Annotated in this window: 25 protein-coding genes; 9 read left to right on the forward strand and 16 right to left on the reverse strand. The window is 55.9% G+C overall.

Features of this window, described 5'->3' with window-relative positions; genetic code table 11:
- Positions 1-594 carry a 4'-phosphopantetheinyl transferase AcpT gene (gene acpT / locus ACMGG3_RS17005; RefSeq protein WP_014172047.1) on the forward strand — a complete coding sequence of 198 codons (594 nt, stop codon included), beginning with the start codon at positions 1-3 and terminating at the stop codon, positions 592-594.
- Here acpT and arnF read toward each other — a convergent pair.
- The 8 genes from arnF to ACMGG3_RS17045 all read right to left on the reverse strand — a co-directional run bounded on the left by arnF (position 551) and on the right by ACMGG3_RS17045 (position 8875).
- Entirely contained in the window at positions 551-955 is a 405-nt protein-coding gene (gene arnF, locus ACMGG3_RS17010; protein WP_049021795.1) for a 4-amino-4-deoxy-L-arabinose-phosphoundecaprenol flippase subunit ArnF, read from the reverse strand. The two genes, acpT and arnF, sit on opposite strands and share 44 nt — an antisense overlap.
- Positions 952-1290, reverse strand: a complete 339-nt coding sequence (gene arnE, locus ACMGG3_RS17015) for a 4-amino-4-deoxy-L-arabinose-phosphoundecaprenol flippase subunit ArnE (protein ID WP_014172049.1) — start codon at positions 1288-1290, stop codon at positions 952-954. The genes arnF and arnE overlap by 4 nt, the downstream gene beginning before the upstream one ends.
- The gene (gene arnT / locus ACMGG3_RS17020; RefSeq protein WP_063435118.1) at positions 1287-2942 is read right to left on the reverse strand and encodes a lipid IV(A) 4-amino-4-deoxy-L-arabinosyltransferase; all 1656 of its coding nucleotides are present in this window, start codon (positions 2940-2942) and stop codon (positions 1287-1289) included. Before arnT ends, arnE begins: the two co-directional genes overlap by 4 nt.
- Entirely contained in the window at positions 2939-3841 is a 903-nt protein-coding gene (gene arnD, locus ACMGG3_RS17025; protein ID WP_020884517.1) for a 4-deoxy-4-formamido-L-arabinose-phosphoundecaprenol deformylase, read from the reverse strand. The genes arnT and arnD overlap by 4 nt, the downstream gene beginning before the upstream one ends.
- On the reverse strand, positions 3838-5820 hold the full coding sequence (gene arnA, locus ACMGG3_RS17030; protein ID WP_414149328.1) for a bifunctional UDP-4-amino-4-deoxy-L-arabinose formyltransferase/UDP-glucuronic acid oxidase ArnA: 1983 nt from the start codon (positions 5818-5820) through the stop codon (positions 3838-3840). The genes arnD and arnA overlap by 4 nt, the downstream gene beginning before the upstream one ends.
- Complete coding sequence (gene arnC, locus ACMGG3_RS17035; protein WP_020884516.1) at positions 5817-6800, reverse strand: undecaprenyl-phosphate 4-deoxy-4-formamido-L-arabinose transferase; 984 nt, start codon at positions 6798-6800, stop codon at positions 5817-5819. The genes arnA and arnC overlap by 4 nt, the downstream gene beginning before the upstream one ends.
- A 1-nt stretch (position 6801) precedes the next feature.
- On the reverse strand, positions 6802-7941 hold the full coding sequence (arnB, locus tag ACMGG3_RS17040) for a UDP-4-amino-4-deoxy-L-arabinose aminotransferase (protein WP_041162895.1): 1140 nt from the start codon (positions 7939-7941) through the stop codon (positions 6802-6804).
- Positions 7942-8368: 427 nt separating this feature from the next.
- Positions 8369-8875, reverse strand: a complete 507-nt coding sequence (locus ACMGG3_RS17045) for a phenolic acid decarboxylase (RefSeq protein WP_059305859.1) — start codon at positions 8873-8875, stop codon at positions 8369-8371.
- A gap of 99 nt (positions 8876-8974) precedes the next feature.
- Here ACMGG3_RS17045 and ACMGG3_RS17050 point away from each other — a divergent pair, with 99 nt between their 5' ends.
- The gene (locus ACMGG3_RS17050; protein ID WP_020884513.1) at positions 8975-9856 is read left to right on the forward strand and encodes a LysR family transcriptional regulator; all 882 of its coding nucleotides are present in this window, start codon (positions 8975-8977) and stop codon (positions 9854-9856) included.
- A gap of 33 nt (positions 9857-9889) precedes the next feature.
- Positions 9890-10684 carry an SDR family NAD(P)-dependent oxidoreductase gene (locus ACMGG3_RS17055; RefSeq protein WP_025202822.1) on the forward strand — a complete coding sequence of 265 codons (795 nt, stop codon included), beginning with the start codon at positions 9890-9892 and terminating at the stop codon, positions 10682-10684.
- Positions 10685-10688: 4 nt separating this feature from the next.
- On the opposite strand, the gene ACMGG3_RS17060 is transcribed toward ACMGG3_RS17055, so the two are convergent.
- Complete coding sequence (locus tag ACMGG3_RS17060; RefSeq protein ID WP_307374167.1) at positions 10689-11216, reverse strand: NlpC/P60 family protein; 528 nt, start codon at positions 11214-11216, stop codon at positions 10689-10691.
- 240 nt (positions 11217-11456) lie between these two features.
- Between ACMGG3_RS17060 and ACMGG3_RS17065 the strand changes: the two genes are divergently transcribed.
- Positions 11457-12119, forward strand: coding sequence for an HAD family hydrolase (locus ACMGG3_RS17065; protein WP_014172059.1), 663 nt, complete (start codon positions 11457-11459; stop codon positions 12117-12119).
- Between the two features lie 45 nt (positions 12120-12164).
- On the opposite strand, the gene ACMGG3_RS17070 is transcribed toward ACMGG3_RS17065, so the two are convergent.
- A complete protein-coding gene (locus tag ACMGG3_RS17070) occupies positions 12165-13193 on the reverse strand; it encodes a TerC/Alx family metal homeostasis membrane protein (protein WP_020884510.1) in 1029 nt (342 codons plus the stop codon).
- Between the two features lie 165 nt (positions 13194-13358).
- A complete protein-coding gene (locus ACMGG3_RS17075) occupies positions 13359-13757 on the reverse strand; it encodes a potassium channel family protein (RefSeq protein ID WP_020884509.1) in 399 nt (132 codons plus the stop codon).
- A 334-nt stretch (positions 13758-14091) separates the two neighbouring features.
- Here ACMGG3_RS17075 and ACMGG3_RS17080 point away from each other — a divergent pair, with 334 nt between their 5' ends.
- Positions 14092-15426: an MFS transporter gene (locus tag ACMGG3_RS17080; protein WP_414149329.1), complete on the forward strand. Its 1335-nt coding sequence runs from the start codon at positions 14092-14094 to the stop codon at positions 15424-15426.
- Between the two features lie 37 nt (positions 15427-15463).
- Here ACMGG3_RS17080 and ACMGG3_RS17085 read toward each other — a convergent pair whose 3' ends face one another.
- Complete coding sequence (locus tag ACMGG3_RS17085; protein ID WP_044858534.1) at positions 15464-16201, reverse strand: IclR family transcriptional regulator; 738 nt, start codon at positions 16199-16201, stop codon at positions 15464-15466.
- A gap of 169 nt (positions 16202-16370) precedes the next feature.
- On the opposite strand from ACMGG3_RS17085, the gene ACMGG3_RS17090 reads away from it, so the two are divergent.
- Together ACMGG3_RS17090 and ACMGG3_RS17095 are read left to right on the forward strand one after the other, a co-directional pair.
- On the forward strand, positions 16371-17063 hold the full coding sequence (locus ACMGG3_RS17090; protein ID WP_025202818.1) for an RraA family protein: 693 nt from the start codon (positions 16371-16373) through the stop codon (positions 17061-17063).
- A complete protein-coding gene (locus ACMGG3_RS17095) occupies positions 17063-18001 on the forward strand; it encodes an NAD(P)-dependent oxidoreductase (protein WP_020884505.1) in 939 nt (312 codons plus the stop codon). The genes ACMGG3_RS17090 and ACMGG3_RS17095 overlap by 1 nt, the downstream gene beginning before the upstream one ends.
- A 32-nt stretch (positions 18002-18033) precedes the next feature.
- On the opposite strand, the gene ACMGG3_RS17100 is transcribed toward ACMGG3_RS17095, so the two are convergent.
- Positions 18034-19230, reverse strand: coding sequence for an NAD(P)/FAD-dependent oxidoreductase (locus ACMGG3_RS17100; protein WP_079232025.1), 1197 nt, complete (start codon positions 19228-19230; stop codon positions 18034-18036).
- A 229-nt stretch (positions 19231-19459) separates the two neighbouring features.
- On the opposite strand from ACMGG3_RS17100, the gene pitA reads away from it, so the two are divergent.
- Complete coding sequence (gene pitA / locus ACMGG3_RS17105) at positions 19460-20959, forward strand: inorganic phosphate transporter PitA (RefSeq protein ID WP_014172068.1); 1500 nt, start codon at positions 19460-19462, stop codon at positions 20957-20959.
- 54 nt (positions 20960-21013) lie between these two features.
- Here the strand turns inward: pitA and uspB are convergent, their stop codons facing one another.
- Positions 21014-21349, reverse strand: coding sequence for a universal stress protein UspB (gene uspB / locus ACMGG3_RS17110; RefSeq protein WP_003861224.1), 336 nt, complete (start codon positions 21347-21349; stop codon positions 21014-21016).
- A gap of 283 nt (positions 21350-21632) precedes the next feature.
- Here uspB and uspA point away from each other — a divergent pair, with 283 nt between their 5' ends.
- A complete protein-coding gene (gene uspA / locus ACMGG3_RS17115; RefSeq protein WP_003861223.1) occupies positions 21633-22070 on the forward strand; it encodes a universal stress protein UspA in 438 nt (145 codons plus the stop codon).
- 86 nt (positions 22071-22156) lie between these two features.
- On the opposite strand, the gene rsmJ is transcribed toward uspA, so the two are convergent.
- Positions 22157-22918, reverse strand: coding sequence for a 16S rRNA (guanine(1516)-N(2))-methyltransferase RsmJ (gene rsmJ / locus ACMGG3_RS17120; protein ID WP_040018266.1), 762 nt, complete (start codon positions 22916-22918; stop codon positions 22157-22159).
- Positions 22919-22925: 7 nt separating this feature from the next.
- Positions 22926-24968 (reverse strand): oligopeptidase A, encoded by a 2043-nt coding sequence (gene prlC, locus ACMGG3_RS17125; RefSeq protein WP_032680115.1) that lies wholly within the window; start codon positions 24966-24968, stop codon positions 22926-22928.
- Positions 24969-25045 lie beyond the last annotated feature (77 nt).

Below are 25045 nucleotides of genomic sequence, written 5' to 3' on the forward strand. Positions count from 1 at the left end.
ATGTACCAGTTTATACTGGGAAAGATCTCCACCCTGAGCGCAGACCCGCTGGCGTCGACGCTTGCACATATGGCACCTGCGGGTGCACGAAATGCATCCTGGCTGGCGGGGAGAACCCTGCTCGCCAAAACGCTTTCTCCTTCTCCGTTACCCGAGATCGTCTATGGTGAGCAAGGGAAGCCGACCTTCGTGGATGCGCAGCCCTTCTGGTTTAACCTGAGTCACAGCGGCGATAATATCGCGCTGCTGCTGAGCGACGAAGGCGAAGTGGGGTGTGATATCGAAGTTATCCGCCCACGTGAAAACTGGCAGGCGCTGGCTAACGCCGTCTTCAGCGTGGCGGAACATGCGGAGCTGGAGCGCGAAGACCCGGAGACAAAGCTTTCTGCTTTCTGGGGGATCTGGACGCGTAAAGAGGCCATCGTGAAGCAGCGAGGCGGCAGCGCCTGGCAGATTGTCAGCATCGACAGCACGTCGCAGACGCATTCGGTAAGCCAGCTCCAGTTCGGCTCGCTCAGTCTTGCCGTCTGCACCTCAACGCCTTATACCCTTACCGCCGGGACGATTGCTCACCACGGGATGTCCGTGGCATAAAAATCACCAGCACGCCGAGAATAATCATCCCGACCCCCGCCAGCCCGTGCCAGGAAAAGTGTTCGTTCCAGCCGGGCAACAAAATGGCCGCGGCCCACACCAGAATGTAACTGAGGCTCAGCAAGGCATACGCTTTGCTGAGCGCCATGCGATGCAACGCCAGATACCAGCAGCCCATCGAGGCCACATACCCCATAAGTCCCAGCAGCAGCGCGCCAGTACCGGATGAGAAGTGCCAGAGCGCGGAGACAAACGCATAAAGCTCGCTGACTGGCGGCAGAGCCTGCATGGCATAGCGCAGCAGCAGTTGCGCCGCGCTGACCAGCATTACGCTGCATAACGCCCAGAACGTTCCTCTCACAGGCTTCCTCCGAGGATAACAATGCCGATGATGATGAACCCGACGCCCAGCCAGTGATGCAACGCGACTTTTTCATGCCAGAATGCTTTCGCCGCCAGGGTCACCCAGACAAAATTGAGGCTCAGCATAGGGTAGGCAACGCCGACAGGCAGGCGCTGCAGGACCACCAGCCAGACCAGCATGCCGCTGCCCAGTGCCAGCAATGCCAGGCCCAGCCACAGCATAATATGCGCGCCACGCCGCCCGGCTTTCGCCGGACGGGTGGCCTGCTTCTGACACAGCTGCCCTGCGCAGGTCAGCAGGCTTGCCAGTATCAACCAGAGCCAGGTCGTCATTGCGGTAAATACTGCAGCCAGGCCAGACGGCCCTGAATATACAGGCTGTCCGGTTCTGGCAGATGAGCCCGCTTAATATCGTCGTGTTTTGACAGCAGGATCACCAGTGACACGCCCCCCTGCTGGCGATGCGTTGCCAGCCACTGCGCAAAATTATCTTTCTCGACAAACCGGTCTTTCACATCCGGGTACGCTAGCCCGTAGCTCAGCTCGCCGCTCTGACCAAACAGAATGATGTCATTACGCTTAAGCTCCCACGCCAGCCCGGAGGCCACGCCAACATTGTTCGCCAGCACAAACCGGCTGCTCTGAAGCGGGTCACGGATGGTATCCACCAGCGACTGCGGCTGTTTGGAATCTACCACCAGGTTAGGAATGGCAAACCCAATCAGCAGCGCCACGCCAGCAGGACACAACGCCGCCAGCCACCAGCGCTGCGCGCTTTGCCGCACGGTAAACCAGCCGACAGCCGCCCAGACGAGAAACGCCAGCACCGCGCAGAAGACTTTATACAGCTCAACGGATGTCCAGACCGGATGCTTAGCAACCCCCCACGGCGAGACCACCAGCGCCGCCACCACGCCAATCACACCAAACGCCAGGTTAATCCCGCCGTTAATGCGTAACGCTCTGGCCCCTTTGTCCGCCGCGATGCAGGCATAGCGCGCCATCAGGATAGCCAGCGGAGCAAAACACGGCAGGATGTAGGTTGGCAGTTTGCCTTTGGCAATGCTGAAAAACAGCAGCGGCATCACGACCCATCCAAGCAGATAAAAGCCACCGCCCGTGTTGTCTCTTTCGCGCCAGCCCAGCCGAAACGCGCCGGGCAACAGCGCCAGCCACGGCAGACTGCCGGCCAGCAGGAACGGCAGGTAGTACCAGAACGGCGCTTTGTGCTGGGCATCGCTCTGGGCAAAGCGCTGAATATGCTCAACCCAGAAGAAGTAACGCCAGAAATCAGGCTCTCGATGCGCAATGGCCAGCGCCCAGGGCAGGACGATCAGCACACAGCTCACGATGGCCAGCCAGCCAAAGATCAGCACCTCTTTCCAGCGCTTCTGCGCAATCACCCACGGCAGCACACCTATCACCGGCACCGCCAGCGCCAGGAATCCTTTGGTCATCACCCCCATGCCGCAGGCAAGCCCGAGCAGCACGTAGCCACCCGCTTTTCCGGCCACGGTTTCAGCCTGTGAGGCCAGCCAGAAGCTGCACATAGCGGCCACCAGCCACAGGGTAATGATGGGATCCAGCACGGCGTACGTACCAATGCCATACACCAGGAACAGGGTCAGGAAGATAAGGCCGGAGAAAATGGCAACGCGCTTATCCCGCCACAGGCGCCACGCCATCCAGATCACCAGCAGAGCCGTCAACCCGGTTGAGAATATGGCGCCGGCGCGCACGGCAAAGTTAGTATGCCCAAACAGCAGTTGCCCGATACTGTTGATCCAGTAGCCCGCAATCGGCTTTTCAAAGTAACGCAGCCCCAGAAAATGCGGGACAATCCAGTCTCCAGACGCCAGCATTTCGCGGCTGATTTCCGCATAGCGCGTTTCATCAGGCTGCCACAGCAGGCGGATATCGATCGGAATGAGGTAGTAAACGATAAACAGTGCGAGAAGCGCTAAGCCATAACGGGCTGCTTTCATGATACCGGACTCACGGTTTGTTGATAGCCAAGCCAGCCTTCCCGGCCAGCCAGTTCATTACGCACAATTTTGCCCACGGGCAGGACGCTAAGATCCTCTGGCAGCAATTCGCTCAATGGACAAAACTGAATCCCCTCCTGAGCGGCCATCGTTAACAGTGCATCGAAATCATGCTGATACGCAATCCCCTCCACTTCCGCGTGGATGGTATAGACGGGCGTACCGGTGTCGCGATGAATGCAGTCCAGAATATAGCGATTGAACCCTCCGGCACTGACCTCGCGCCCAACCACTTCATCCCAGGTGGGAAGCGTGACCGGGATTTGCACCGTCCCCAGGCGATTCTCCCCGATGAGCGGCAAAAAAGGCCCGGTGCCGCGGCAATCACTGTTGTAGCGAAACGCGAAGGGTTCTTTGGCCTTCACCACGCGTTGGTCGGCACGCCATCCCGCCACGGCGGAGCAGCGAATCGTCTGGCCGGTAATGGCCTCCAGCTCCAGCATGCCGCGTTCAACTTCACGCGACAGGCGTGGAATATCCCAGACGCCAGCCCAGGCCTGCCAGGCATGGTGATCCCAGGCATGCAGTCCAACCTCATGGTGCTGCGCCGCGTCGCGGATAACGGCTTCATTACCCGCGCCAATGCGCCTGCCGGGCCATGCGGTTCCGGCCAGCAAAATATCCCAGCCGTAGAGAGAGGCTGCGCGTGAGCGCAGCATTTTGAACAGAAATGCCGGTTTAACCAGACGCCATAAATGACGTCCCATATTGTCAGGCCCCACGCTGAAGAAAATGGATGAGCGCACGTTGTGCTTGCTCAGCAGTTCCAGCAGTTTGGGTACGCCGTCACGCGTCCCCCTGAAGGTGTCGACATCAATGCGTAAACCGACTTTTCTCATGAGACCTGTTCCGACAGCTCCACGGTGCGCAGGAAGAAATCGAGCGTTTCATCAATGGTCTGATCCATCTTCACCGTCGGTGTCCAGTTCAGGCAGCGTTTCGCATTACGAATGCTCGGTTTACGGTGCTCAACGTCCTGATAACCTTTACCGTAGTAGCTGCTGCTTTCCACTTCACGGAAACCGGCAAACGGCGGGAAGCGATCGCGTAGCGGATGACGTTCAAAGCTTGCCAGCAGCATCTCAGCCAGCTCGCGAATGCTCGCTTCGTTATCCGGGTTACCGATGTTGATGATCTCTCCGTTGCAGCGACCCTCTTTGTTTTCGATGATGCGGAACAGCGCCTCGATACCGTCGCTGATATCCGTAAAGCAGCGTTTTTGTTTACCGCCTTCGATAAGCTTGATGGGCGAGCCTTCCACCAGGTTCAGGATCAGCTGGGTGATGGCACGTGAGCTGCCGATACGCGCCGCGTTAAGGTTATCCAGACGTGGTCCCATCCAGTTAAACGGACGGAACAGCGTAAAGCGCAGACCCGCTTTCTCGCCGTAGGCCCAGATCACGCGGTCGAGCAGCTGCTTGGAGACGGAATAAATCCAGCGCTGTTTGTTGATCGGCCCGACGACCAAGTTAGAGGTATCTTCGTCGAAGTTTTTGTCAGTACACATGCCGTACACTTCAGAAGTGGACGGGAAGATGATGCGCTTGTCGTATTTAACACAGTCGCGGATGATCTTCAGGTTCTCTTCGAAGTCCAGCTCGAACACGCGCAGCGGGTTACGGGTGTACTCAATCGGCGTGGCAATCGCCACCAGCGGCAGCACCACGTCACATTTTTTAATGTGATATTCAATCCACTCGGAGTGAATGCTGATATCCCCTTCCACAAAGTGGAAACGCGGGTTGTCGAGGAAACGACTGATAGCATCAGCACCGATATCCAGACCATAAATTTCGTAGTTATCGTCTTTCAGCAGACGCTCGGTCAGGTGGTTGCCGATAAAGCCATTGACGCCGAGGATCAGCACGCGGGTGCGGCGTTTGATGGCCACAACCGGTGCGCTGGTGATCAGTGCGCCAGTGACCAGCCCCAGAGACTGAGCCAGCTGCGCGCCCTGAACATAAACGCCGTTATCGGTTTGCCCGGTAACGATCTCCAGCACCTGCTCGCCGCAGCTGACAATCAGCGGGGAAGCCGAGACAACGGTGCCCGGTTTGGCGGCAGGAATGTCGTCGCGTACGCGGGATTTCCAGACGATAAATTTACTCACGCCTGCAAAGCTGTACGCCCCCGGCCAAGGGTCGGTAACGGCACGCACCAGGTTGTGCAACTGACGAGCCGGCTTGTTCCAGTCCAGGCGACCATCTTCTGGCTTGCGACGGCCAAAACAGCTCGCCTTGCTCTCATCCTGCGCGGTCTCGCTGAAGGTGCCGTTAAGGATCGCTGGCAACACATCACGTAACAGGCTTTGCGCTACGGTGCAGAGCTTCTGATGAAGCTGCAGCGCAGTTTCATCCGCATCGATAGCCACGCGCTGCTGCGCGATGATGGCACCGGCATCTGCGCGGTGCACCATACGGTGCAGAGTGACGCCGGTTTCCGTTTCGCCGTTCACCAGCACCCAGTTCAGCGGTGCGCGGCCACGGTAGGCGGGCAGCAAAGAGCCGTGAAGATTAAATGCCCCTTTTGCCGCCAGACTTAAAATCTCATCGCAAATCAGGTTGCGATAATAGAACGAGAAGATGGCATCAGGCGCGAGCGCCCGGATGCGGTCCACCCACAGCGGATGGTTGACATCGTCCGGGGCGTAAACCGGAATACCGCGCTCTGCGGCGATACGCGCCACCGAGCCAAAGAAGTTATTCTCTCCGGCCGTGTCCGGATGCGTGAAGATTGCAGCGATTTCATAGCCCGCTTCCAGCAGGGCCAGCGTGCCCGCACACCCCATATCGTGATAGGCAAAGACAACAGCTTTCATGGGTGAATTTCCTCTTGAGATGCTTTGTGTTCCTGGCGGACAACACGTTGAATAAAGTAGCGCGGACGTGCGCGAACATCGTTATAAATACGGCCAATGTATTCCCCGAGCAGGCCCATCCCGACAAACTGGGCGCCGATGAACATAAACAGCACGGCAAAGAGCATGAAGACCCCTTCCGCCGCCCATTGGGGACCGTAGATCAGGCGGAGTAACACCAGCAGCACGGAAAGCGCGAAGCCGAACACGGCAATGATGCTGCCGAAAACGCTCAACAGGCGCAGCGGCGTGGTGGTCAGGCAGGTGATAAGGTCGTACATCAGGTTGATGAGACGCATAAAGCTGTACTTCGACTCCCCGTGCTCGCGCTCGGCGTGCAGTACCGGGATTTCCGTCGCCTTACGGGCAAAGGTGTTCGCGAGAATGGGAATAAACGTGCTGCGTTCATGGCAGTGCAGCATGGCGTCGACAATATGGCGGCGGTAGGCGCGCAGCATGCAGCCATAATCGCCCATCGCTTTGCCGGTGGTCCGCTGGATCAAACGGTTGATTGTGCGGGAAGCCAGCTTACGGAACAGGCTGTCCTGACGGTTTTGCCGCACCGTGCCGACCACGTCGTACCCTTCATCGGCCTTTGCAACCAGACGCGGGATCTCTTCCGGCGGGTTTTGCAGATCGGCATCAAGCGTAATAATCAGATCGCCCGTCACGTGGCTGAACCCGGCCATAATGGCGGAGTGCTGGCCGTAGTTACGGTTAAGCAGCACGGCAACAATATGGCTGCCCTCGGCCTGCGCGGCTTCGGTCAGCATCAGCGCGGAATTATCGCTACTGCCATCATCCACCAGCAGTATTTCATAGGCTTTGCCGAGCGTGTCGCAGGCGGCCGTCGTACGGCTGATCAGTTCGGGCAGGCTCTCCTGTTCGTTGTAAACGGGGATTACCACAGAAACTTTTTGTACAGGCGGTGCGCTGAACATATCAATTTCCTGCAAGCTGATGGAGCGCGGTAATGACGCGGGTTGTGTCGTCATGAGTCATGTCCGGGAAAAGGGGGAGAGAACAAATACGCGCGCTATTCCATTCAGAATTCGGGAGCGATACATCAGGAAAACGCTCGCGGTAGTATTTTTGCGTGTGCGCCGCGCGGAAATGCAGGCCGGTGCCAATGCCTTTTTCCTTCAGGGCTGCCATCAGGTTGTCGCGAGAAATCCCGCAGCGGGCTTCATCCACGCGAATGATGAACAGATGCCAGGCGTGGACGTGCGGCCATGAAGGAATACGCAGCGGCTGGAACGGCGTATCGGCAAGCTCGCGAAGATAGCGTTCAGCAATGTCATGACGTCGTGCGTTGGCCTCTTTCAGTTTGCCCAACTGCACCAGCGCCAGCGCGGCGTTGATATCCGCCAGGTTGTATTTGAAGCCGGGCGTAATAACTTCTGCCTGCGGCGCACGACCGTGCGTCTGGCGGTCGTAGGCGTCCACACCCAGGCCGTGGAATTTCAGGCTACGGATCCGCTGCGCCAGTTGCGCATCGTCCGTGACCACTAACCCGCCTTCGGCGCAGGTCATGTTTTTAATGGCGTGGAATGAGAAAATCGCGGTGCCCTGCCAGCCCACGTGACGCGAGTGGTAGTACGTGCCGGCTGCATGCGCCGCATCTTCAATGACCGGAATACCGTGACGTTCCCCGATGGCGCGAATGGCGTCGATGTCACACGGCGCGCCGGCATAATGAACCGGAACAATCGCTTTTGTGCGCGGCGTAATGGCGGCGTCGACCGCATCCGGCGTGACCATCAACGTATCCCGGTCCACATCAATCATCACCGGGGTTGCACCCAGCAGCACAATCATATTCAGTGTGGATACCCAGGTCAGGGAGGGGGTAATCACTTCATCGCCTGGACCAATACCCAGCGCCATCAGCGTGACATGCATTCCCGCGGTCGCTGAGCTGACGGCAATCGCATGTTGATTCCCGGTTAGCTGACAGAATGCCTCTTCAAGCGCCTGATTTTTCGGTCCTGTGGTGATCCAGCCGGAGGTTAATACCTCCTGCAACGCCGCTAATTCCTCGCTACCCATGGACGGCCGGGAAAAAGGCAAAAAATCACTCATCATTAATTTCCTTGCTGTATTAAAGGCGTCATCTTTTTTACTGCGCTGTCGTTATGGGCAGCTCAATGGAATCATGCAAGATGGTTTATAAATAAAGTCCAAATAAAATTTAGACTGCACTCCATTTATGTCAACAAACCATCAACTAAAGTAAAAGTATCGTCGTTTTCTTAGGAAAAAATTAAGAGATGAGGAAAGCGGAATGGGTAAATAGCAGCAGGGTGCAAGAAAAATCCTTTTACAACAGCAAGATGGGATTTAATTCTCTTTTTTTTATTTTTTGTGAGTAAACTCACGACGGGCATTTAAATATTTCATTTCTTTTACATTAAAAAGATAAGAAAAGTAAATGAACGCTCAACCAAAATAAAAACCCCGGCGGTTTCGTCAACCGCCGGGAACTTTCTTTTAATGTGAATTGTCGCGTTTACTTAAGATTAGCAGGAAAATCATTCGGCAATTCACTGGCCGCACAGGCAATAACGCTTTCATTATTCGCCCCACAGTCGCGAACAAAGGTGATCGTCGCAAATTCATCAATGACTTCAGTGGGGTATGCCGGGCCTGCATCACGATACGCATTCATCAATGGAATATGATCGTTCTGGAAGCAGACGGTTTTTTCTGGATTGTTGATCACCCACCGTGGGAAGAAGATGGTGCCGTGGAACAGTTTGTCACCCAGGTTTGCTATCAGGCTCACGTCGGTACCGGTTGGTTCTGTCCAGGAAATTTTATAGATGCTCTCCCCTACACGAACAATATAAGCCTGCTGATCTTTCACCCAACGGTTCGCCACAATCCCGCTGTGAATACGGTAATCAAGGGTGGTTTCATTTTTGACATAAATCTCGTAGTTCCAGCCATTATCGTAGGTATATACAAGGTGTTTGCCGACGAAGCCGCTTAAGTCATGTTTGTCGAAGGTGTTCATAATGTGTCTCCTTTGTTTTGATGAGACGATCGTACCCCTTCAAAAAATGAATGAATAACGCTATGTTTGAATCAAATTCATCCAAATTTTAGATTAATCATGCATAAGACGACGCTTGAACAATGGTCATTACTGGAAAGAGTGGTCGAGGCAGGCAGCTTTGCCAAAGCAGCGGAAGAGACCAACCGCAGCCAGTCCTCGGTCAGCTATAACCTGTCGCTGCTGCAGGAGCGGCTGGGCGTGGCGCTGCTGGTGCCTGAGGGGCGGCGGGCTGTCTTGACCCCGGCCGGCGAACTCCTGCTCAACCAGGTTAAACCGTTGCTGAAAGCCTTCGCCTATGTTGAGACCCGTGCGGCAAGCCTGCGTAACGGAATGCGCACGCGGTTAGATCTGGTGGTGGACAGCATTTTCCCGCGCCGACGCCTGTTCGCTATTTTGCGTCAGTTCCAGCAGCTGTATCCGCAAACGCAGGTCCGTCTCACCGAAGTACTGGAAAATAGCCGCACCGATGTCATTAATGATGAAGCCGACGTGATGGTGTTAACCCGCCGCCAGGACATAACCGGTCTTGGCGAATGGCTGATGAATATCGACTTTGTTGCCGTGGCGCATCATCAACATCCCCTCTTTAGCCTCGACGCGCCGCTTAACGACGATATGCTGCGCCCGTGGCCGCTCATTCAGATAGCCGACAGCCAGACCGCCGCGCGTGCGGCCGGTGAGTCGTGGACCTTTTCCACCATTGACGCAGCCATAGAGGCGGTGATGTCCCAGGTCGGCTATGGCTGGCTGCCAGAGGAGCGTATTCAGACCCAGCTTGATCTGGGGGTGCTTAAACGCCTGCCGCTTAGCCATGGCGCACGCCGGGCTACGCCGCTGCACCTGATTGTGAAACGCTCCCTCGGCCCGCTGGATGAACAGGTTGAGACCCTGCTGCGCCTTTTTAGCCAGGAGCCGCCATCCTCACCTGCTACGCTTTAAGGTCCGAACGTTAAACACGATAAGGAGCAGATGATGAAGATCGATTTTACGGGGAAAGTCGCGCTGGTGACCGCCTCTACCGGCGGGATCGGCTTCGCCATAGCCCGAGGGCTGGCTGAAAGCGGTGCGGAAGTGATCATCAATGGCCGTAGCACGGAGTCTGTGAATAAAGGTATCCAGCAGCTACAACAGGTTGTGCCTGGGGTGCAGGTACGCGCTGCGATTGCCGACCTCAGCACGGCTGAAGGGGTGGAATCGCTGCTGAACGTGGCGACCCACGTCGACATCCTGGTCAACAATGCCGGCATTTACGGCCAGCAGGATTTTTATGGCACCGACGATGACACCTGGGAGCGTTACTGGCAGACAAACGTGATGTCCGGCGTGCGTATCTCCCGTGCGCTGCTGCCGGGTATGGTGCAGAAAGGCTGGGGACGCGTGGTGTTTATTTCGTCCGAGTCGGCCTGCAATATTCCAGCGGACATGATCCACTATGGCGTGACCAAAACGGCGCAGCTGTCGCTCGCTCGCGGGCTGGCGAAGTTCGTGGCGGGAAGCGGTGTCACGGTGAACAGCGTATTGCCCGGTCCCACCCTTTCAGACGGTTTTGCCGGCATGATGAAAGACGAGATCGAGAGAACCGGCAAATCGCTGGAGGAACTGGCGAAAGAGTTTGTGATGACTCACCGCCCGAGCTCGGTTATCCAGCGTGCCGCGACGGTGGAAGAAGTCGCCAATATGGTGGTGTATGTCTGCTCGCCCCAGGCCTCCGCCACCTCGGGCGCGGCACTGCGCGTCGATGGCGGCGTGGTGGATGACATCATCTGATCCCTCAGACAGAACGGTCTGTGACCCGTCGGGCAGTAATATAGTGCGCCTGCCAGTAGTCATCAGTCAGGGTTGAGACGGTTACGCCCTGGCTGCGTGAGGCATGAATAAACTGGCTATTGCCGATGTACACGCCCACGTGCCTTCGGTCTGGACCGGTCTGAAAGAAGACTAAATCCCCCGCCTTCAGACGGTATTGCGCCACCTTCACGCCGCGATGGATCTGTTCGCCCGTCGTGCGCGGCAGATTAAGGTGCGCCGCATCGCTGAACAGATGCTGCATCAGCGCGGAGCAGTCCACGCCCCGATGCGTGGTCCCGCCCCACTGATAGTGGGTGCCTTTCCACTTCTGGTATTGATCAAGGATCCGGGTACGCAGTGGTCCTGTTTCCTGGTGCAGCAGCGCGGATTTTGCCGGAGAAAGGGCGAGCTCACGGTTCATTGACAGCATTGACGCCGGCAGTTGAAAACTCAATGCCGAAAACGAAGCCAGACTTAACAAGAGGATTGAAATAAGCGATCTAAACGTCATATCAAAATAGATTCAGTGAGTGAATATTTTCCTTACCTGTGGGGGCCAACGTTCCCCCGAAATAGCGCGCAATGTGGCGATAATATAGACAGCTCGCTTTTCAACCAATTATTATTGAGACCAAAAATGGACTCACTTTCCGATCGCAAGATCGCGAAAAAAATGCTCAAGACAGAAGGACAGACAGGGTAAAGCAGGTAAACTAATCAACAGAATGTGTATTTTAGCTAAGACGTATTTATGACCAATATGATTGCCGACGAGGCCGTGGCCAAATCCAACGTGCTCTCCGTCTTCGACTTTGATGGAACACTGACGCACCACGACAGCTTTATCCCTTTCCTGCGTTTTGCCTTTGGTAAACGTTACTTCGCGGGCCGCCTGGTGCGTATGGCCTTACCCACACTCCACTGCGTGCGTCGTAAGCTGACGCGCGATGAGCTGAAGGAAGTGCTGATTAAAACGTTCCTGACGGGCGTGGATGAACACTGGCTACGCCAGCAGGCGGAAGCGTTTTGCGAAAAATACTGGGACAAGCTGATGCGCCCTGCCGGCGTACTGGCCGTCGCCGCAGAGGTGAATTCCGGTGCGGAAGTGACCATCTGTTCCGCCTCTCCGGCGCTGGTGCTCCAGCCGTGGGCTGACAAGCTGGGGATTAAGCTGATTGGCACGCAGCTGGAAGTGAAAGACGGCAAGCTCACCGGGCGTATCACCGGCAACAACTGCCGCTGTGCCCAGAAGGTGGCGAGGCTGGAAAAAGTGTATGGCGATCTGAATAGCTACCACCTGCGCGCGTGGGGCGATACCCGCGGCGACCATGAACTGCTGGCGGCGGCGCAGGATGCACACTGGCGGCACTTCCATCCACCGCGCAAGCGTCGACATTCACCGATTAAGTGTTAGACACTGTCTACCCGAAAACGGCAACCAAAGGTTGCCGTTTTGCTTTTAATGGGCTTCTTTCTTACCCGGGAACATCACGCTGGTGATAATCCCCAGCGCCAGCACGCCAAGCACCACAAACAGGCTTGCCGTGGCACCAATGCTGTAACCGTGGTGCCAGAAGTGATCGGTGGCATTTAATCCGAGCTTGAACGCCACGAAGAACAGCAGCAGCACCACCGCTTTCTCCAGATGCACCAGATACTGCTTCAGCGCTTCCAGCACGAAGTAGAGCGTACGCAAGCCGAGGATGGCGAACATCATTGCGCTGTAAATAATAAGCGGCTCACGGCTGACGGCAATAATGGCCGGCACGGAGTCAAACGCGAACATCACATCAGAGAGTTCCACGACCGCCACGCAAAGCAGCAGCGGCGTTGCGTAGCGTTTCGCCTTCTTCACGCGTCCAACCATCACGTCCTGGTTTTCAGGTTTCTCCAGCTCCGCGTCCACCTCTTTCTGGGTCAGAATAAAGGCATTGCTGCTGATTTTAGGCCAGACAGGATAGAAGCGTTTCACCAGACGGTAAGCCAGATGGCCGGAGTAATCTTCAACCTCGTCACTCTCTTCATTACGTCTGAGCATCATCACCGCCGTCCAGCCGACGACCAGCGCGAAGATAACCTCGACGTAAGGCCCCAGACTCAACAGGCTGGTCCCGATGGCCACAAAGATACCGCGGAAAACAATCGCCCCCAGCACGCCCCAGTAGAGGACGCGGTGACGATATTTATCCGGCACGCCGAACCAGGCAAAAATCGCCATCATCACAAACAGGTTATCGACGGAGAGCACCTCTTCCAGCGCGTAACCGGTGAGGAACAGGCTCGCCATCTCTGCGCCGTGGTGAACATACAGGAACCCGGCGAAAGCCATGGCCATCATGACCCAGAAGAGGGACCACATGGCAGCGCTTTTCAGCGAGATCGGTTTATCGTGACGGTGCATAAAGAGGTCGATAAACATCGCCCCGACGGCCATCACTACAAAGACAACAACGGTTTCAGTCGGGAAACCGAGATGAGCAGCAGACATACACAACCCTTTTGGCAGACAAAACACAACACCATGCAAACTGGCGTAAACCAGGAACGGAAAGGGGCAGGCTGTTTACCAGCCTTTAACCCTTAAAGCCGCGCCCTTCCAGGCCCGGCAAAGAGAGGTACTTTACCGCACTCCATGGGGTCGCGCATCTGCCGTTTAGGCGCTCATGCCGCGCAAACGCTGCAGTACGGCCACCAGAACCGCCACTGACCAGCCCACCATCAAGGCGCCGACCAGGCCTTCCACGCCCCCAATCAGCCGCCAGTGCTGAGGCAACGTGACATCGCCGTATCCCACCGTGGCGTAACTGACCAGCGAAAAGTAGAAGCTGGTGTTCCAGTCGTTAAATGCATCAATAACAAAATAAAACCCGGCGAAGAGACCGGCTTCAAGAAGATGGGCGAAGATCATGGAAATAACGATCCCGACGTTACGCAAAACCACGCGCACCGCAGAGTCGACCTCTAAATTAATGAATTTTAAAACGCAAAACATCCACAGCGAATGGATGACCACCGTAAGGGTAAGCAAAATAATGATGCTGAGTAGCTGCATGAAAGGTGCTCTGACCGGGAAGAAAAATGACCCCGCGAACGCAGCGGGGCACCTGGAGTTGTCTGGCCTGGTCGAAGCTTAGTGGATCGGAGGAAAAAAGTTGGTGCAATAATTGCGCTGCGTGATTATCACCCTTTTAGAGTCTCCTCTTTGCGGCTGGTTCGACTGCTGTGAGCGATATATCTGGAGCGCACTATCTGTGAGTCACCTCTTATTTACATCATTTAAACCTTCCATTAACTGGATAAAAAGAACGCGCCGTCGCTATAGTGGTTTTGTTTAATAAAACTCAGTTGTACCTAATAAAACAAAGAACATACCCTGCGAGGACACAATGACAGAACATTTACGTAACGGTGCTACCGCCACCGAGGACATAGAAAGAGAGACGATATGGAAGGTGATCTGGCGTATTCTCCCGTTTCTGATTGTCAGTTACCTGGTCTCCATTATCGATCGCGGGAATATCGGCATGGCTTCGCTGCAGATGAATGAGGACCTTGGCCTCAGCAAAGCTGCATTTGGCTTCGCCAGCAGTCTTTATTTCGTGGCCTATTTTCTGTTTGAAGTACCCAGCAACCTGGCCATGCAGAAAGTCGGCGCCCGGCTGTGGATCCCGCGCATTATGATCAGTTGGGGCATCGTCTCCATGTGTATGTCCCTGGTGCAGAACACCACGTCGCTCTATATCGTCCGTTTTCTTCTCGGTGCTGCAGAAGCGGGCTTCTTCCCGGGCGTCGTGCTGTATCTGACCTGGTGGATCCCGTCCCGCTACCGCGCACGCATTATTGCGTCCTTTATGGTCGCCATCCCGCTCGCTAACTTCATTGGCTCCCCGCTTTCCGGGTTGATACTGTCACTGGATGGCTGGCTGGGTCTTCGCGGCTGGCATCTGCTGTTCATTATTGAAGGCTTGCCGGCGGTGCTGCTGGGTATTGCAGCCTGGTTTATTCTCCGGGATCGCCCTCATCAGGCGAGCTGGCTTAGCAGTGAACAGAAACAATGGCTGGAAACCACGCTGGAAACCGAGCGCAACCAGCAAAAGAATATCGGACACCAGACCACCTGGCAGTTGCTAAAGCATCGCCAAATCTGGCTGATGGCGCTGATTTACGCGGGTGCATCGTCCGCGGGTACCACCATCAGCGTCTGGTCTCCTCAACTGCTGAAATCCTTCCATCTCGATAATCTTGAGACAGGTCTGCTTAACGCCATTCCTTACGGTCTGGCATCTGTTCTCATGATTGTATGGGGACGGAATTCCGATCGTACCAACGAACGCCGCTGGCATACCGCACTCACGCTATTCATAATTGCCGCCGGCGTGTTCGCCGCCTTTGTGAGCGTTTCGCTGTCTGCCACGATCGTTATCCTCAGCATTATGCTGATAGGCGCCTATTCAATGAAAGGGCCTTTCTGGGCGCTGGCGTCCGGTTGGATGAGCAGTACCTCAGCGGCGGCGGGACTGGCCGCGATTGGTGCCATCGCAAACCTGATAGGCGGGGCGGTGATGGTAAACGCGTACGGCATTATCAATGAGCGGACGGGCAGCTACACGCTGGCGATGCTTCCGCTGGCCGCGCTGTGCGTGGCCGGGGGGATAGCGGTGCTCATTATGGGCCGACAGGCCCGCAACGCTCAGCTACACGAAAAACAGGTCACGCATTAGCGTTGACAGAAGCGGGACAACTGTCCCGCTTCTGCATTTAAAGATGTTCTTCCGCCGTATCGCTCGTTTCCCCAAAAAACTGCTGACAGAAGAGCTTACTGGCTCCCATTTTCTGCGACAGACGGCTTGCTGCCGCCTTCATCAACTGACCTATCTCCTTCTCACGACGATCTTCCGTCAGCCGTGAGATGGGGCCGGTCAGGGCTAACGCCGCAACCAGCTTGTCGTGAACGCCGAAGACAGGCATCGCAAACGCAGCGGTGTGGGGATCGCGTGCCCCTGACGTGTAGAAAGGGAGTTCAGCGTCTCCCTCCGGCAGGCTCTCATTGAGCCCCCAATGGCGTAATATCTTACTGATGGCCGAATTATCGAGCGGAAACTGGCTACCGGGAAGATTGCTGTGTCGCAGGCCATGCGACGCTTCAGCGCGAAACAGGCAAAGCCGCTGCCCTCCCTCCAGCACATACCAGCTGGCACTCTCCTGAGACGCCAGGGATAAGGCCTGGAGCTCTGGCTGAACCACTCGGGAAAGATGGAAAGATTGTTCATACAGCTTGCCGAGGTAAAGCAGACGTGGGCCCAGCGCATAATTGCCGTCTTCATGCCTGACGACGTAATTCATCCGTTCAAGAGAATTCATCAAGCGGTAAACCGTGGTTTTGTGATAACCCGATAGCTGTGCCAGCGCGGTCAGCGTCAGGCTCTCATCTCCAGGACGGAAGCAATCCAGTAAAGCCAGCGCTTTTTCAACCGCTACAACGCCTTCATTCCCCATCATTATCTCCTTGTTAGCCCGGCAGTGAGTGTACCTCAAATTTTGTGAGTCACTTCGTGTTTACATCACAAACGCCATCTCGGGTCTGGCTAAAAGGAAAGCAACACCGCTATAGTTGTTTTGCATTGTACACCTGCATTGTACTTAGTAAAACAATATGGAGGCATTCATGTCCGTTACTGAAAAAAAACCGATTAATCGCCAGTTTGATCGCGTTTCTGCCGAGGACGTTCGTCGGGCTGCCGAGTATCAGGCCGCTATTCTGGCCGACGTGGCCGGTCGCCGCGGTACGCTTCATGGCCGCATCAAACCGCTGGCCCCACACATGTCCGTTGCGGGTCCGGCCATCACCGTTGAAGTCCGTCCGGGTGATAATCTGGCGATTCATGCCGCGATGGCGGTGGCGCAGCCCGGCGATGTCCTGATCGTCGATGGCAAAGGCGACCTGAGCTGCGCGCTGCTTGGGGAAATCATGGCCACTCAGGCTCAGGCGAGCGGCATTGCGGGCATTATTATTGACGGCGCTGTACGAGACGCCGATACCTTGAGCAAAGGTCACTACCCTGTCTTTTCTGCCGGTCTGAACCCCTGCGGCCCGACAAAGCTAATTTCTGGTCGGGTTAATCATCCCATTTCAGTCGCCGGGGCGACGGTTCAGGCCGGGGATCTGGTTGTCGCGGATATCGACGGCGTGGTAGTCATCCCGCGCGATGAGGTTCAGGAAGTTATCGCGCTGGCAAAAGGAAAGCTGGAGATGGAGACCCGACGCCTTGCCGCCATCCGTGAAGGCGATTTACGTCCACACTGGCTTGATGACGCGCTTCGTAAGGCAGGTATGTTAGATGACGGGGAGACGCTGTGATGGGGGGCAAAGACGTAGTTCTGGTTACCGGAAGCGACCTGGCGGAGCAGGCCATGGTGATGTTGCAGGGCTTTGAGGTGGTGTTTGCGGGCCGCCAGCCCACAGAAGATGAACTGATCGCGCTGTGTGAACGACACAATCCTGTGGCGATTCTGGTACGTTACGGCAAGATTACCGCGAAAGTCATGGATGCCGCCCCCGCTCTGCAGGTTATTTCCAAGCACGGAAGCGGGATCGATGTGATAGACCAGACGGCAGCGGCCGAGCGCAACATCGCCGTCCGCGCTGCGCCAGGTGCAAACGCGGCGGCAGTGGCTGAACATACCTGGGCGCAGATCCTCGCCTGCGCAAAGTCGGTGGTGCCTCTGGACAAGCGCCTGCGAGACGGGCACTGGGATAAGGCGACGCATAAATCCATTGAACTGGAGGGCTTAACGTTAGGGCTCATCGGATTGGGTGCTATCGGCTCGCGTGTGGCACATATTGGCCACGCATTCGGCATGAAGGTGCTGGCTTACGATCCCTATGCTAAGTCCATGCCTGCCCTGTGCGAACGCGCAGAAACGCTGAATGGACTTCTTTCCCGTTCCGATGTCATCTCTTTGCACTGTCCGCTGACCGATGAGAATCGGGGGATGATCAATAGCCAGACGCTCGCACACTGCAAGCGGAACGCAATTCTGGTAAATACGGCACGCGGCGGACTGATCGACGATGAATCGTTACTGGCGGCGCTCAGGGATGGCACGCTGCACAGCGCAGCGCTGGACAGCTTTACCCACGAGCCGCTGACGGCGCCGCACCTCTGGCAGTCCGTAGAAAACGTGGTTATTTCACCGCATATTGGCGGCGTTACCGCAGCGTCATATATCAAGATGGGGACAGTGGCCGCGAGCAATATTCTTGCTGTAACAGACGTAACCACCGTCAGTCCGTAAAGCCATCTGTGACGAGTGGCAGTGCTCTTATGTCACTTGTCTTCTGCCAGCGCCTGAGCGCACGCCCAGGCACTTGCCCATGCCCACTGGAAATTGTATCCGCCGAGCCAGCCGGTCACATCCATCACCTCACCAATAAAATAGAGCCCCGGCACGTTGCGCGCTTCCATGGTGCGGGACGAGAGTTCATTCGTGTCGACCCCGCCAAGCGTCACTTCCGCCGTGCGGTAGCCTTCGGTGCCGTTGGGCTGCACCCGCCAGGCTGTCAGCGTCTCAACCAGCACCTCCTGTTCGCGGCTGTTAAGCTGCTTGAGCGACACATCGGGGATCTGCCCCAGCACCTGCAAACATTCCACCAGACGTTTTGGCAACTGCATGGCCAGCGTGTTTTTCAGGCTTTGATTCGGGTGCGCCGCGCGTTGCTCGTTGAGGAAAGCCTCCAGGTCGCATTCGGGTAGCAGGTTAACCGTGACAAACTCCCCCGGCTGCCAGTAGCTGGAAATTTGCAGTACCGCCGGGCCGGAAAGACCACGGTGGGTAAACAGCAGGTTTTCACGGAACACCGTACCGTCTTCAGCCGTAATGACCGACGGCACCGAGACGCCAGAAAGCGTCTGGAGCTGTTCCAGCAGGGGCTTATGCAGGGTGAACGGTACCAGCCCCGCACGGGTGGGCAGCACGTTCAAGCCAAACTGTTCGGCAATCTTGTAGCCGAATGGTGAAGCACCGAGCCCCGGCATGGAGAGGCCACCGCTGGCAATCACCAGGTTATCGGCGCTGACGCTTTCCCCGTTTAACTGCAGCGTGTAGCCCTGCTCATCGCGGGACACCTCCAGCACTTCCGTGCGCAGGCGCATCACCACGCCGCCCTTCTCGCACTCGGCCACCAGCATATCGACAATCTGCTGGGCGGAGTCATCACAGAACAGCTGGCCCAGCGTTTTCTCATGCCATGCGATACCGTGCTTACCCACCAGGTCGATAAAGTCCCACTGGGTGTAACGCGCCAGGGCCGATTTGCAAAAATGACGGTTCTGGCTCAGATAAGCTGCGGGTTCGACATAGAGATTTGTAAAGTTGCAGCGCCCGCCACCGGACATCAGAATTTTACGTCCTGGCTTTTTACCGTTATCCAGCAACAGCACGCGACGACCCGCCTGTCCGGCCATCGCCGCACAAAACATACCCGCCGCACCGGCGCCAATTACCACGGCATCAAACCTTTCCACGTCAAAATCCTCTTCGTTAACTGCCGCGGATTGTAAAGTTTCCTCTGTGGTCACACCAGCGCAATTAACCGAGATATCAGTCATATACTTGAAATATAAAATATATTTCTTTACCTAACGCCAACAAAGCCGAAGTTATATCAAAAAAAAGCTATATTTCACTTTGCCCGCCGCGCATTTGTCCTGGATAATGCGCCGCGTTCATGTCCTCAAAATGGCGTAACGTCCTATGCTACATTTGTTTGCTGGCCTGGATTTACATACCGGGCTTTTATTATTGCTTGCTCTGGTTTTTGTACTGTTTTACGAAGCGATCAACGGCTTCCACGACACTGCAAACGCAGTAGCAACGGTTATCTACACTCGCGCAATGCGATCGCAGCTCGCGGTTGTTATGGCGGCGGTATTTAACTTTTTTGGTGTTCTTCTGGGTGGACTGAGCGTTGCATATGCGATCGTGCATATGTTGCCAACGGATCTGCTTCTCAACGTTAGTTCTGGCCATGGCCTCGCTATGGTGTTCTCAATGCTGCTTGCTGCAATTATCTGGAACCTCGGTACCTGGTATTTCGGCCTGCCTGCATCCAGTTCTCACACCCTCATCGGCGCGATTATCGGTATTGGGTTAACGAATGCCCTCATGACCGGTACCTCGGTTGTTGATGCGTTAAACATCCCGAAAGTGCTGGGAATTTTCGCCTCACTGATTGTCTCCCCTATCGTGGGTCTGGTGGTCGCAGGCGGATTGATTTTCATCCTGCGTCGTTACTGGAGCAATACGAAAAAACGCTCCCGTATTCACCTGACGCCTGCAGAGCGTGAGAAGAAAGACGGCAAGAAAAAGCCGCCATTCTGGACGCGGATTGCCCTGATCCTTTCCGCTATCGGCGTTGCCTTCTCTCACGGCGCGAACGACGGTCAGAAAGGCATTGGTCTGGTAATGCTGGTACTGATTGGCGTCGCACCGGCGGGATTCGTGGTTAACATGAACGCCTCCGGTTACGAAATCACCCGTACCCGTGATGCGGTGAACAACGTTGAAATCTACTTCCAGCAACACCCTGAGCTGCTGAAGAAGGCAACCGGCGTTGACCAGTTGATCCCTTCTCCTGAAGCAGGCGCTACCACTGCGCCGGGCGAATTCCACTGCCATCCGGCAAACGCGATTAACGCGCTGGAACGCGCCAAAGGCATGCTGGGTAATATCGAAAGCTACGACAAACTGTCCGTTGAGCAACGTGGTCAACTGCGTCGCATTATGCTGTGCATCTCTGATGTCACGGATAAAGTGGCGAAGCTGCCAGAAGTGAATGCTGACGACCAGCGTCTGCTGAAGAAACTGAAAGGCGATATGCTCAATACTATTGAGTACGCGCCAATCTGGATCATCATGGCTGTCGCACTGGCTCTCGGTATCGGTACGATGATTGGCTGGCGTCGTGTGGCGACCACCATCGGCGAGAAGATCGGTAAGAAAGGCATGACGTATGCGCAGGGTATGTCCGCGCAGATGACGGCGGCGGTTTCAATCGGTCTGGCGAGCTATACCGGTATGCCAGTTTCGACCACCCACGTACTCTCCTCTTCCGTGGCAGGGACCATGATTGTTGACGGCGGCGGTCTGCAACGCAAAACCGTGACCAACATTCTGATGGCCTGGGTATTTACCCTTCCGGCCTCTATCCTGCTGTCGGGTGGGTTGTACTGGATTTCGCTGAAGCTTATCTAATCGGCAGAACGCGATAAAAAAGCGGGTCAGGAAACTGACCCGCTTTTTTTATGCTCAGTGCCAAATCATCAAGGCAATCATGCTGACCACAACCAGACCACACAGGGCGCTGGTTAAAATGAACTGACGGCGAAGACGCTCGCAACGGCGAATAAACTCTTCATCGTGGTGATCGCGATAGCGCTGGTAATAGATATACCCTACCAGACGCATCTGCTTGCTGGGCTGTCCGTGCGAGGTGAAGAACCCTCCACCGTCCACATACTGATAAAGCAACGGATCGCAACCACGAAGTACCACTAACAGCGCACGTAACGATGAGAAGTAGCGCGCCATATTCACTATGCAAACCACGCATAACGCCCAAAACAATGCGACGGTGCTAATCATACATCCTCCCCGGCGTACGCCCACGAAGCAAGGCCTCTGAGCTACCGCACTCCAGTGCCCTGACAGACAGTTCAGTGAAAGAATGAACAAAAGTCGATCCGGTTCGCGTTTTAATATCCGAACGGCTCATTAAATAGTGTAGGAGATCCGTTAATTTTTTTGCCACAAGGTTAATCGTTATCAACACCAAAGCTTGAAAAATATGTTTTACTGGGCCGTAATGAAAGCATCAGACGACGGCTTTTCCATTTAGTCATCGATAACTTAAGGAAGGAGTAACACTATGGCTTACAAACACATTCTCATCGCGGTAGACCTCTCTCCGGAGAGTAAAGTGCTGGTTGATAAAGCGGTATCCATGGCACGCCCTTACAACGCGAAAGTTTCTCTTATCCACGTTGATGTGAATTACTCCGACCTCTATACCGGTCTGATTGACGTCAATCTCGGTGATATGCAGAAACGCATCTCTGAAGAGACACACCACGCCCTGAGCGAACTGTCCACCAACGCGGGCTACCCTATCACCGAAACCTTAAGCGGCAGCGGCGATCTGGGTCAGGTGCTGGTTGATGCGATTAAGAAATACGATATGGACCTGGTCGTTTGTGGTCACCACCAGGACTTCTGGAGCAAGCTGATGTCTTCAGCGCGTCAGCTGATTAACACCGTTCATGTGGATATGCTGATTGTTCCACTGCGTGACGAAGAAGACGAGTAAGTCTGCTTTCCCTCTCCCAAAGGGAGAGGGAACCGTTCGAGCCTCTTTCCAGCGCGGGTTGGGGTGACGCCATCAAACCGCACACCCTAACCTTCCTGTTCCGGCGTCCCCGAATAAATATCAAACCGGTGCCCTTTGGTAACCACCGCATTGGCCGTCGCCACGTCCGCCAGCGGCGGCGCATAGTCAGGACGTTTCACCACCACGCGCTTCGTGGCTAGCTGACGAGCAGGCGCCAGCAAACCATCCGCGTCTAAATCCGGCCCGACCAGCGACTGGAACACCCGCATCTCTTTCTTCACCAGCGCGCTTTTCTGCTTATGCGGGAACATCGGGTCGAGGTAGACCACCTGCGGACGCGGAGTGATATCGGTCAGCGCCGTCAGGCTGGAGGCGTGAATCAACTGCAAGCGCGCCTGCAGCCACAGTCCAATCTCCGGGTCGGCATAGCCGCGCGTCAGCCCGTCGTCGAGCAGCGCGGCCACGACCGGATTGCGCTCCAGCATCCGCACGTGACACCCTACCGAGGCCAGGACAAACGCATCGCGCCCTAAACCCGCCGTGGCATCCACCACGTCCGGAAGATAGCTTCCTTTGACGCCAACCGCTTTGGCAACCGCTTCACCGCGACCGCCGCCGAACTTGCGCCGGTGCGCCATGGCGCCCCCCACAAAATCGACAAATATCCCGCCGAGCCTGGGTTCGTCACGCTTACGTAATTCCAGATGCGCCGGCGTCATCACCAGCGCCATCAGGTTTTCATCATCATGCTCCAGCCCCCAGCGGGCGGCCAGAACAGATAAGGCGCCGTCACCGGCGCCTGTTTCATCGACTAAACAAATCTTCACGTAACGGTTAGCCTTTAATTCCGTAGTGCTCAAGCATCGCATCCAGCTGCGGCTCGCGGCCACGGAAGCGTTTGAACAGCACCATTGGCTCTTCAGAACCGCCGCGCGTCAGGATGTTATCAAGGAACGACTGGCCGGTTTCACGGTTGAAAATGCCCTCTTCTTCAAAGCGAGAGAACGCATCCGCCGCCAGCACGTCGGCCCACAGGTAGCTGTAATAGCCTGCCGCATAGCCGCCCGCGAAGATATGGCTGAACGCGTGCGGGAAGCGGCCCCAGGTTGGGCCAGGAATAACGGCGACCTGCTTTTTGATCTCGGCCAGCGTCTCGAGGATTTTCGCCCCCTGCTCCGGACTAAACTCGGCGTGCAGACGGAAGTCGAACAGGCCGAACTCCAGCTGGCGCAGGATAAACATCGCCGCCTGGTAGTTTTTCGCCGCCAGCATTTTATCCAGCAGTTCTTTCGGCAGCGGTTCGCCGGTTTCGTAATGGCCGGAGATGAACGCCAGCGCGTCCGGCTCCCAGCACCAGTTTTCCATAAACTGGCTTGGCAGTTCGACCGCATCCCATGGCACACCGCTGATACCGGCAACGCCTGCGGTTTCGATACGGGTCAGCATATGGTGCAGGCCGTGGCCGAACTCGTGGAACAGGGTAATCACTTCGTCATGGGTAAACAGCGCAGGTTTGCCATTCACCGGACGGTTGAAGTTACAGGTCAGGTACGCCACCGGCTTCTGCAGGGAGCCGTCCGCTTTACGCATCTGCCCGACGCAATCATCCATCCATGCTCCGCCGCGTTTGTTCTCGCGAGCGTACAGATCCAGGTAGAAGCTCCCGCGCAGCTCGTTCTTCTCGTCATACAGTTCGAAGAAGCGCACGTCCGGATGCCAGACGTCGATGTCGGTACGTTCTTTGGCGGTGATCCCGTAAATGCGTTTAACCACTTCAAACAGGCCGTTAACGGCTTTGTTTTCCGGGAAGTAAGGACGCAGCTGCTCATCGCTGATGCTGTAAAGGTGCTGTTTCTGTTTTTCACTGTACCAGGCGATATCCCACGGCTGCAGCTCGTCGACACCGTATTCCGCTTTCGCGAAGGCGCGCAGCTGTGCCAGCTCTTTCTCGCCCTGCGGACGCGCACGTTTCGCCAGGTCAGTCAGGAAATCGAGGACCTGCTGTGGATTTTCCGCCATTTTGGTGGCGAGGGATTTGGAGGCGTAGCTCTCAAAGCCCAGCAGCTGTGCCAGCTCGTGACGCAGCGCGAGGATTTCAGCCATCACCGGGCTGTTATCCCACTTACCGGCATTCGGGCCCTGATCGGAGGCGCGGGTGCTGTACGCACGGTACATCTCTTCGCGCAGCGCCTGATTGTCGCAGTAGGTCATGACCGGCAGGTAGCTCGGGATGTCCAGGGTTAAGAGGAAGCCTTCCTGCTCTTTCGCTTCGGCCTGCGCTTTCGCCGCCGCCAGCGCGCTTTCCGGCATACCGGCCAGCTCGGCTTCGTCGGTAATCAGCTTCGTCCAGCCCATGGTCGCGTCCAGCACATTGTTGCTGTACTGGTTACCCAGCTCAGACAGACGGGCCGCAATTTCACCGTAACGGGTCTGTTTCTCTTTCGGCAAACCAATGCCGGAGAGTTCGAAATCACGCAGAGCGTTATCGACCGATTTTTTCTGCGCGGTATTGAGTTCGGCATAGTGGTCGCCATCGCGCAGGTCGCGATAGGCTTTGTACAGCCCCTCGTGTTGACCAACCCAGGTGCTGTACTCAGAGAGCAACGGCAGGGTTTGTTCATACGCTTCACGGAGTTCCGGGCTGTTTTTCACTGAATTCAGATGGCTTACCGGGGAGAAGAGGCGTCCCAGCACGTCATCCACTTCGGCCAGCGGCTGACACAGATTTTCCCAGGTGTACGGCGCGCCCTGCGCCACCACGCTTTCTACCGCCGCACGGCAGTTGTCCAGCGCCTGTGTTACGGCTGGAACCACATGCTCAGGGCGGATTTTAGAAAACGGTGGCAACGAAAAAGGCGTCAGTAATGGATTGGTCATAAACGCTGTCCTGTTGAATAAGATGAATGAAGCGCGCATCCGGCGCTGTGCATATGCGATCTAGAATGGGGATAAGT

The organism is Enterobacter sp. BNK-18 (genome assembly GCF_047456135.1).
Lineage (GTDB): Bacteria > Pseudomonadota > Gammaproteobacteria > Enterobacterales > Enterobacteriaceae > Enterobacter > Enterobacter ludwigii.

Excerpts from the sequence above, each read along its gene's own strand:
- prlC (WP_032680115.1), bottom strand. The coding sequence starts at position 24,968 with ATGACCAATCCATTACTGACGCCTTTTTCGTTGCCACCGTTTTCTAAA.
- uspA (WP_003861223.1), top strand. The coding sequence starts at position 21,633 with ATGGCTTACAAACACATTCTCATCGCGGTAGACCTCTCTCCGGAGAGT.
- ACMGG3_RS17045 (WP_059305859.1), bottom strand. The coding sequence starts at position 8,875 with ATGAACACCTTCGACAAACATGACTTAAGCGGCTTCGTCGGCAAACAC.
- uspB (WP_003861224.1), bottom strand. The coding sequence starts at position 21,349 with ATGATTAGCACCGTCGCATTGTTTTGGGCGTTATGCGTGGTTTGCATA.
- ACMGG3_RS17090 (WP_025202818.1), top strand. The coding sequence starts at position 16,371 with ATGTCCGTTACTGAAAAAAAACCGATTAATCGCCAGTTTGATCGCGTT.
- arnB (WP_041162895.1), bottom strand. The coding sequence starts at position 7,941 with ATGAGTGATTTTTTGCCTTTTTCCCGGCCGTCCATGGGTAGCGAGGAA.
- ACMGG3_RS17060 (WP_307374167.1), bottom strand. The coding sequence starts at position 11,216 with ATGACGTTTAGATCGCTTATTTCAATCCTCTTGTTAAGTCTGGCTTCG.
- arnT (WP_063435118.1), bottom strand. The coding sequence starts at position 2,942 with ATGAAAGCAGCCCGTTATGGCTTAGCGCTTCTCGCACTGTTTATCGTT.
- ACMGG3_RS17065 (WP_014172059.1), top strand. The coding sequence starts at position 11,457 with ATGACCAATATGATTGCCGACGAGGCCGTGGCCAAATCCAACGTGCTC.
- arnD (WP_020884517.1), bottom strand. The coding sequence starts at position 3,841 with ATGAGAAAAGTCGGTTTACGCATTGATGTCGACACCTTCAGGGGGACG.
- ACMGG3_RS17055 (WP_025202822.1), top strand. The coding sequence starts at position 9,890 with ATGAAGATCGATTTTACGGGGAAAGTCGCGCTGGTGACCGCCTCTACC.
- pitA (WP_014172068.1), top strand. The coding sequence starts at position 19,460 with ATGCTACATTTGTTTGCTGGCCTGGATTTACATACCGGGCTTTTATTA.
- ACMGG3_RS17080 (WP_414149329.1), top strand. The coding sequence starts at position 14,092 with ATGACAGAACATTTACGTAACGGTGCTACCGCCACCGAGGACATAGAA.
- ACMGG3_RS17070 (WP_020884510.1), bottom strand. The coding sequence starts at position 13,193 with ATGTCTGCTGCTCATCTCGGTTTCCCGACTGAAACCGTTGTTGTCTTT.
- ACMGG3_RS17075 (WP_020884509.1), bottom strand. The coding sequence starts at position 13,757 with ATGCAGCTACTCAGCATCATTATTTTGCTTACCCTTACGGTGGTCATC.
- acpT (WP_014172047.1), top strand. The coding sequence starts at position 1 with ATGTACCAGTTTATACTGGGAAAGATCTCCACCCTGAGCGCAGACCCG.
- ACMGG3_RS17050 (WP_020884513.1), top strand. The coding sequence starts at position 8,975 with ATGCATAAGACGACGCTTGAACAATGGTCATTACTGGAAAGAGTGGTC.
- arnA (WP_414149328.1), bottom strand. The coding sequence starts at position 5,820 with ATGAAAGCTGTTGTCTTTGCCTATCACGATATGGGGTGTGCGGGCACG.
- ACMGG3_RS17085 (WP_044858534.1), bottom strand. The coding sequence starts at position 16,201 with ATGGGGAATGAAGGCGTTGTAGCGGTTGAAAAAGCGCTGGCTTTACTG.
- arnE (WP_014172049.1), bottom strand. The coding sequence starts at position 1,290 with ATGACGACCTGGCTCTGGTTGATACTGGCAAGCCTGCTGACCTGCGCA.
- ACMGG3_RS17095 (WP_020884505.1), top strand. The coding sequence starts at position 17,063 with ATGGGGGGCAAAGACGTAGTTCTGGTTACCGGAAGCGACCTGGCGGAG.
- arnC (WP_020884516.1), bottom strand. The coding sequence starts at position 6,800 with ATGTTCAGCGCACCGCCTGTACAAAAAGTTTCTGTGGTAATCCCCGTT.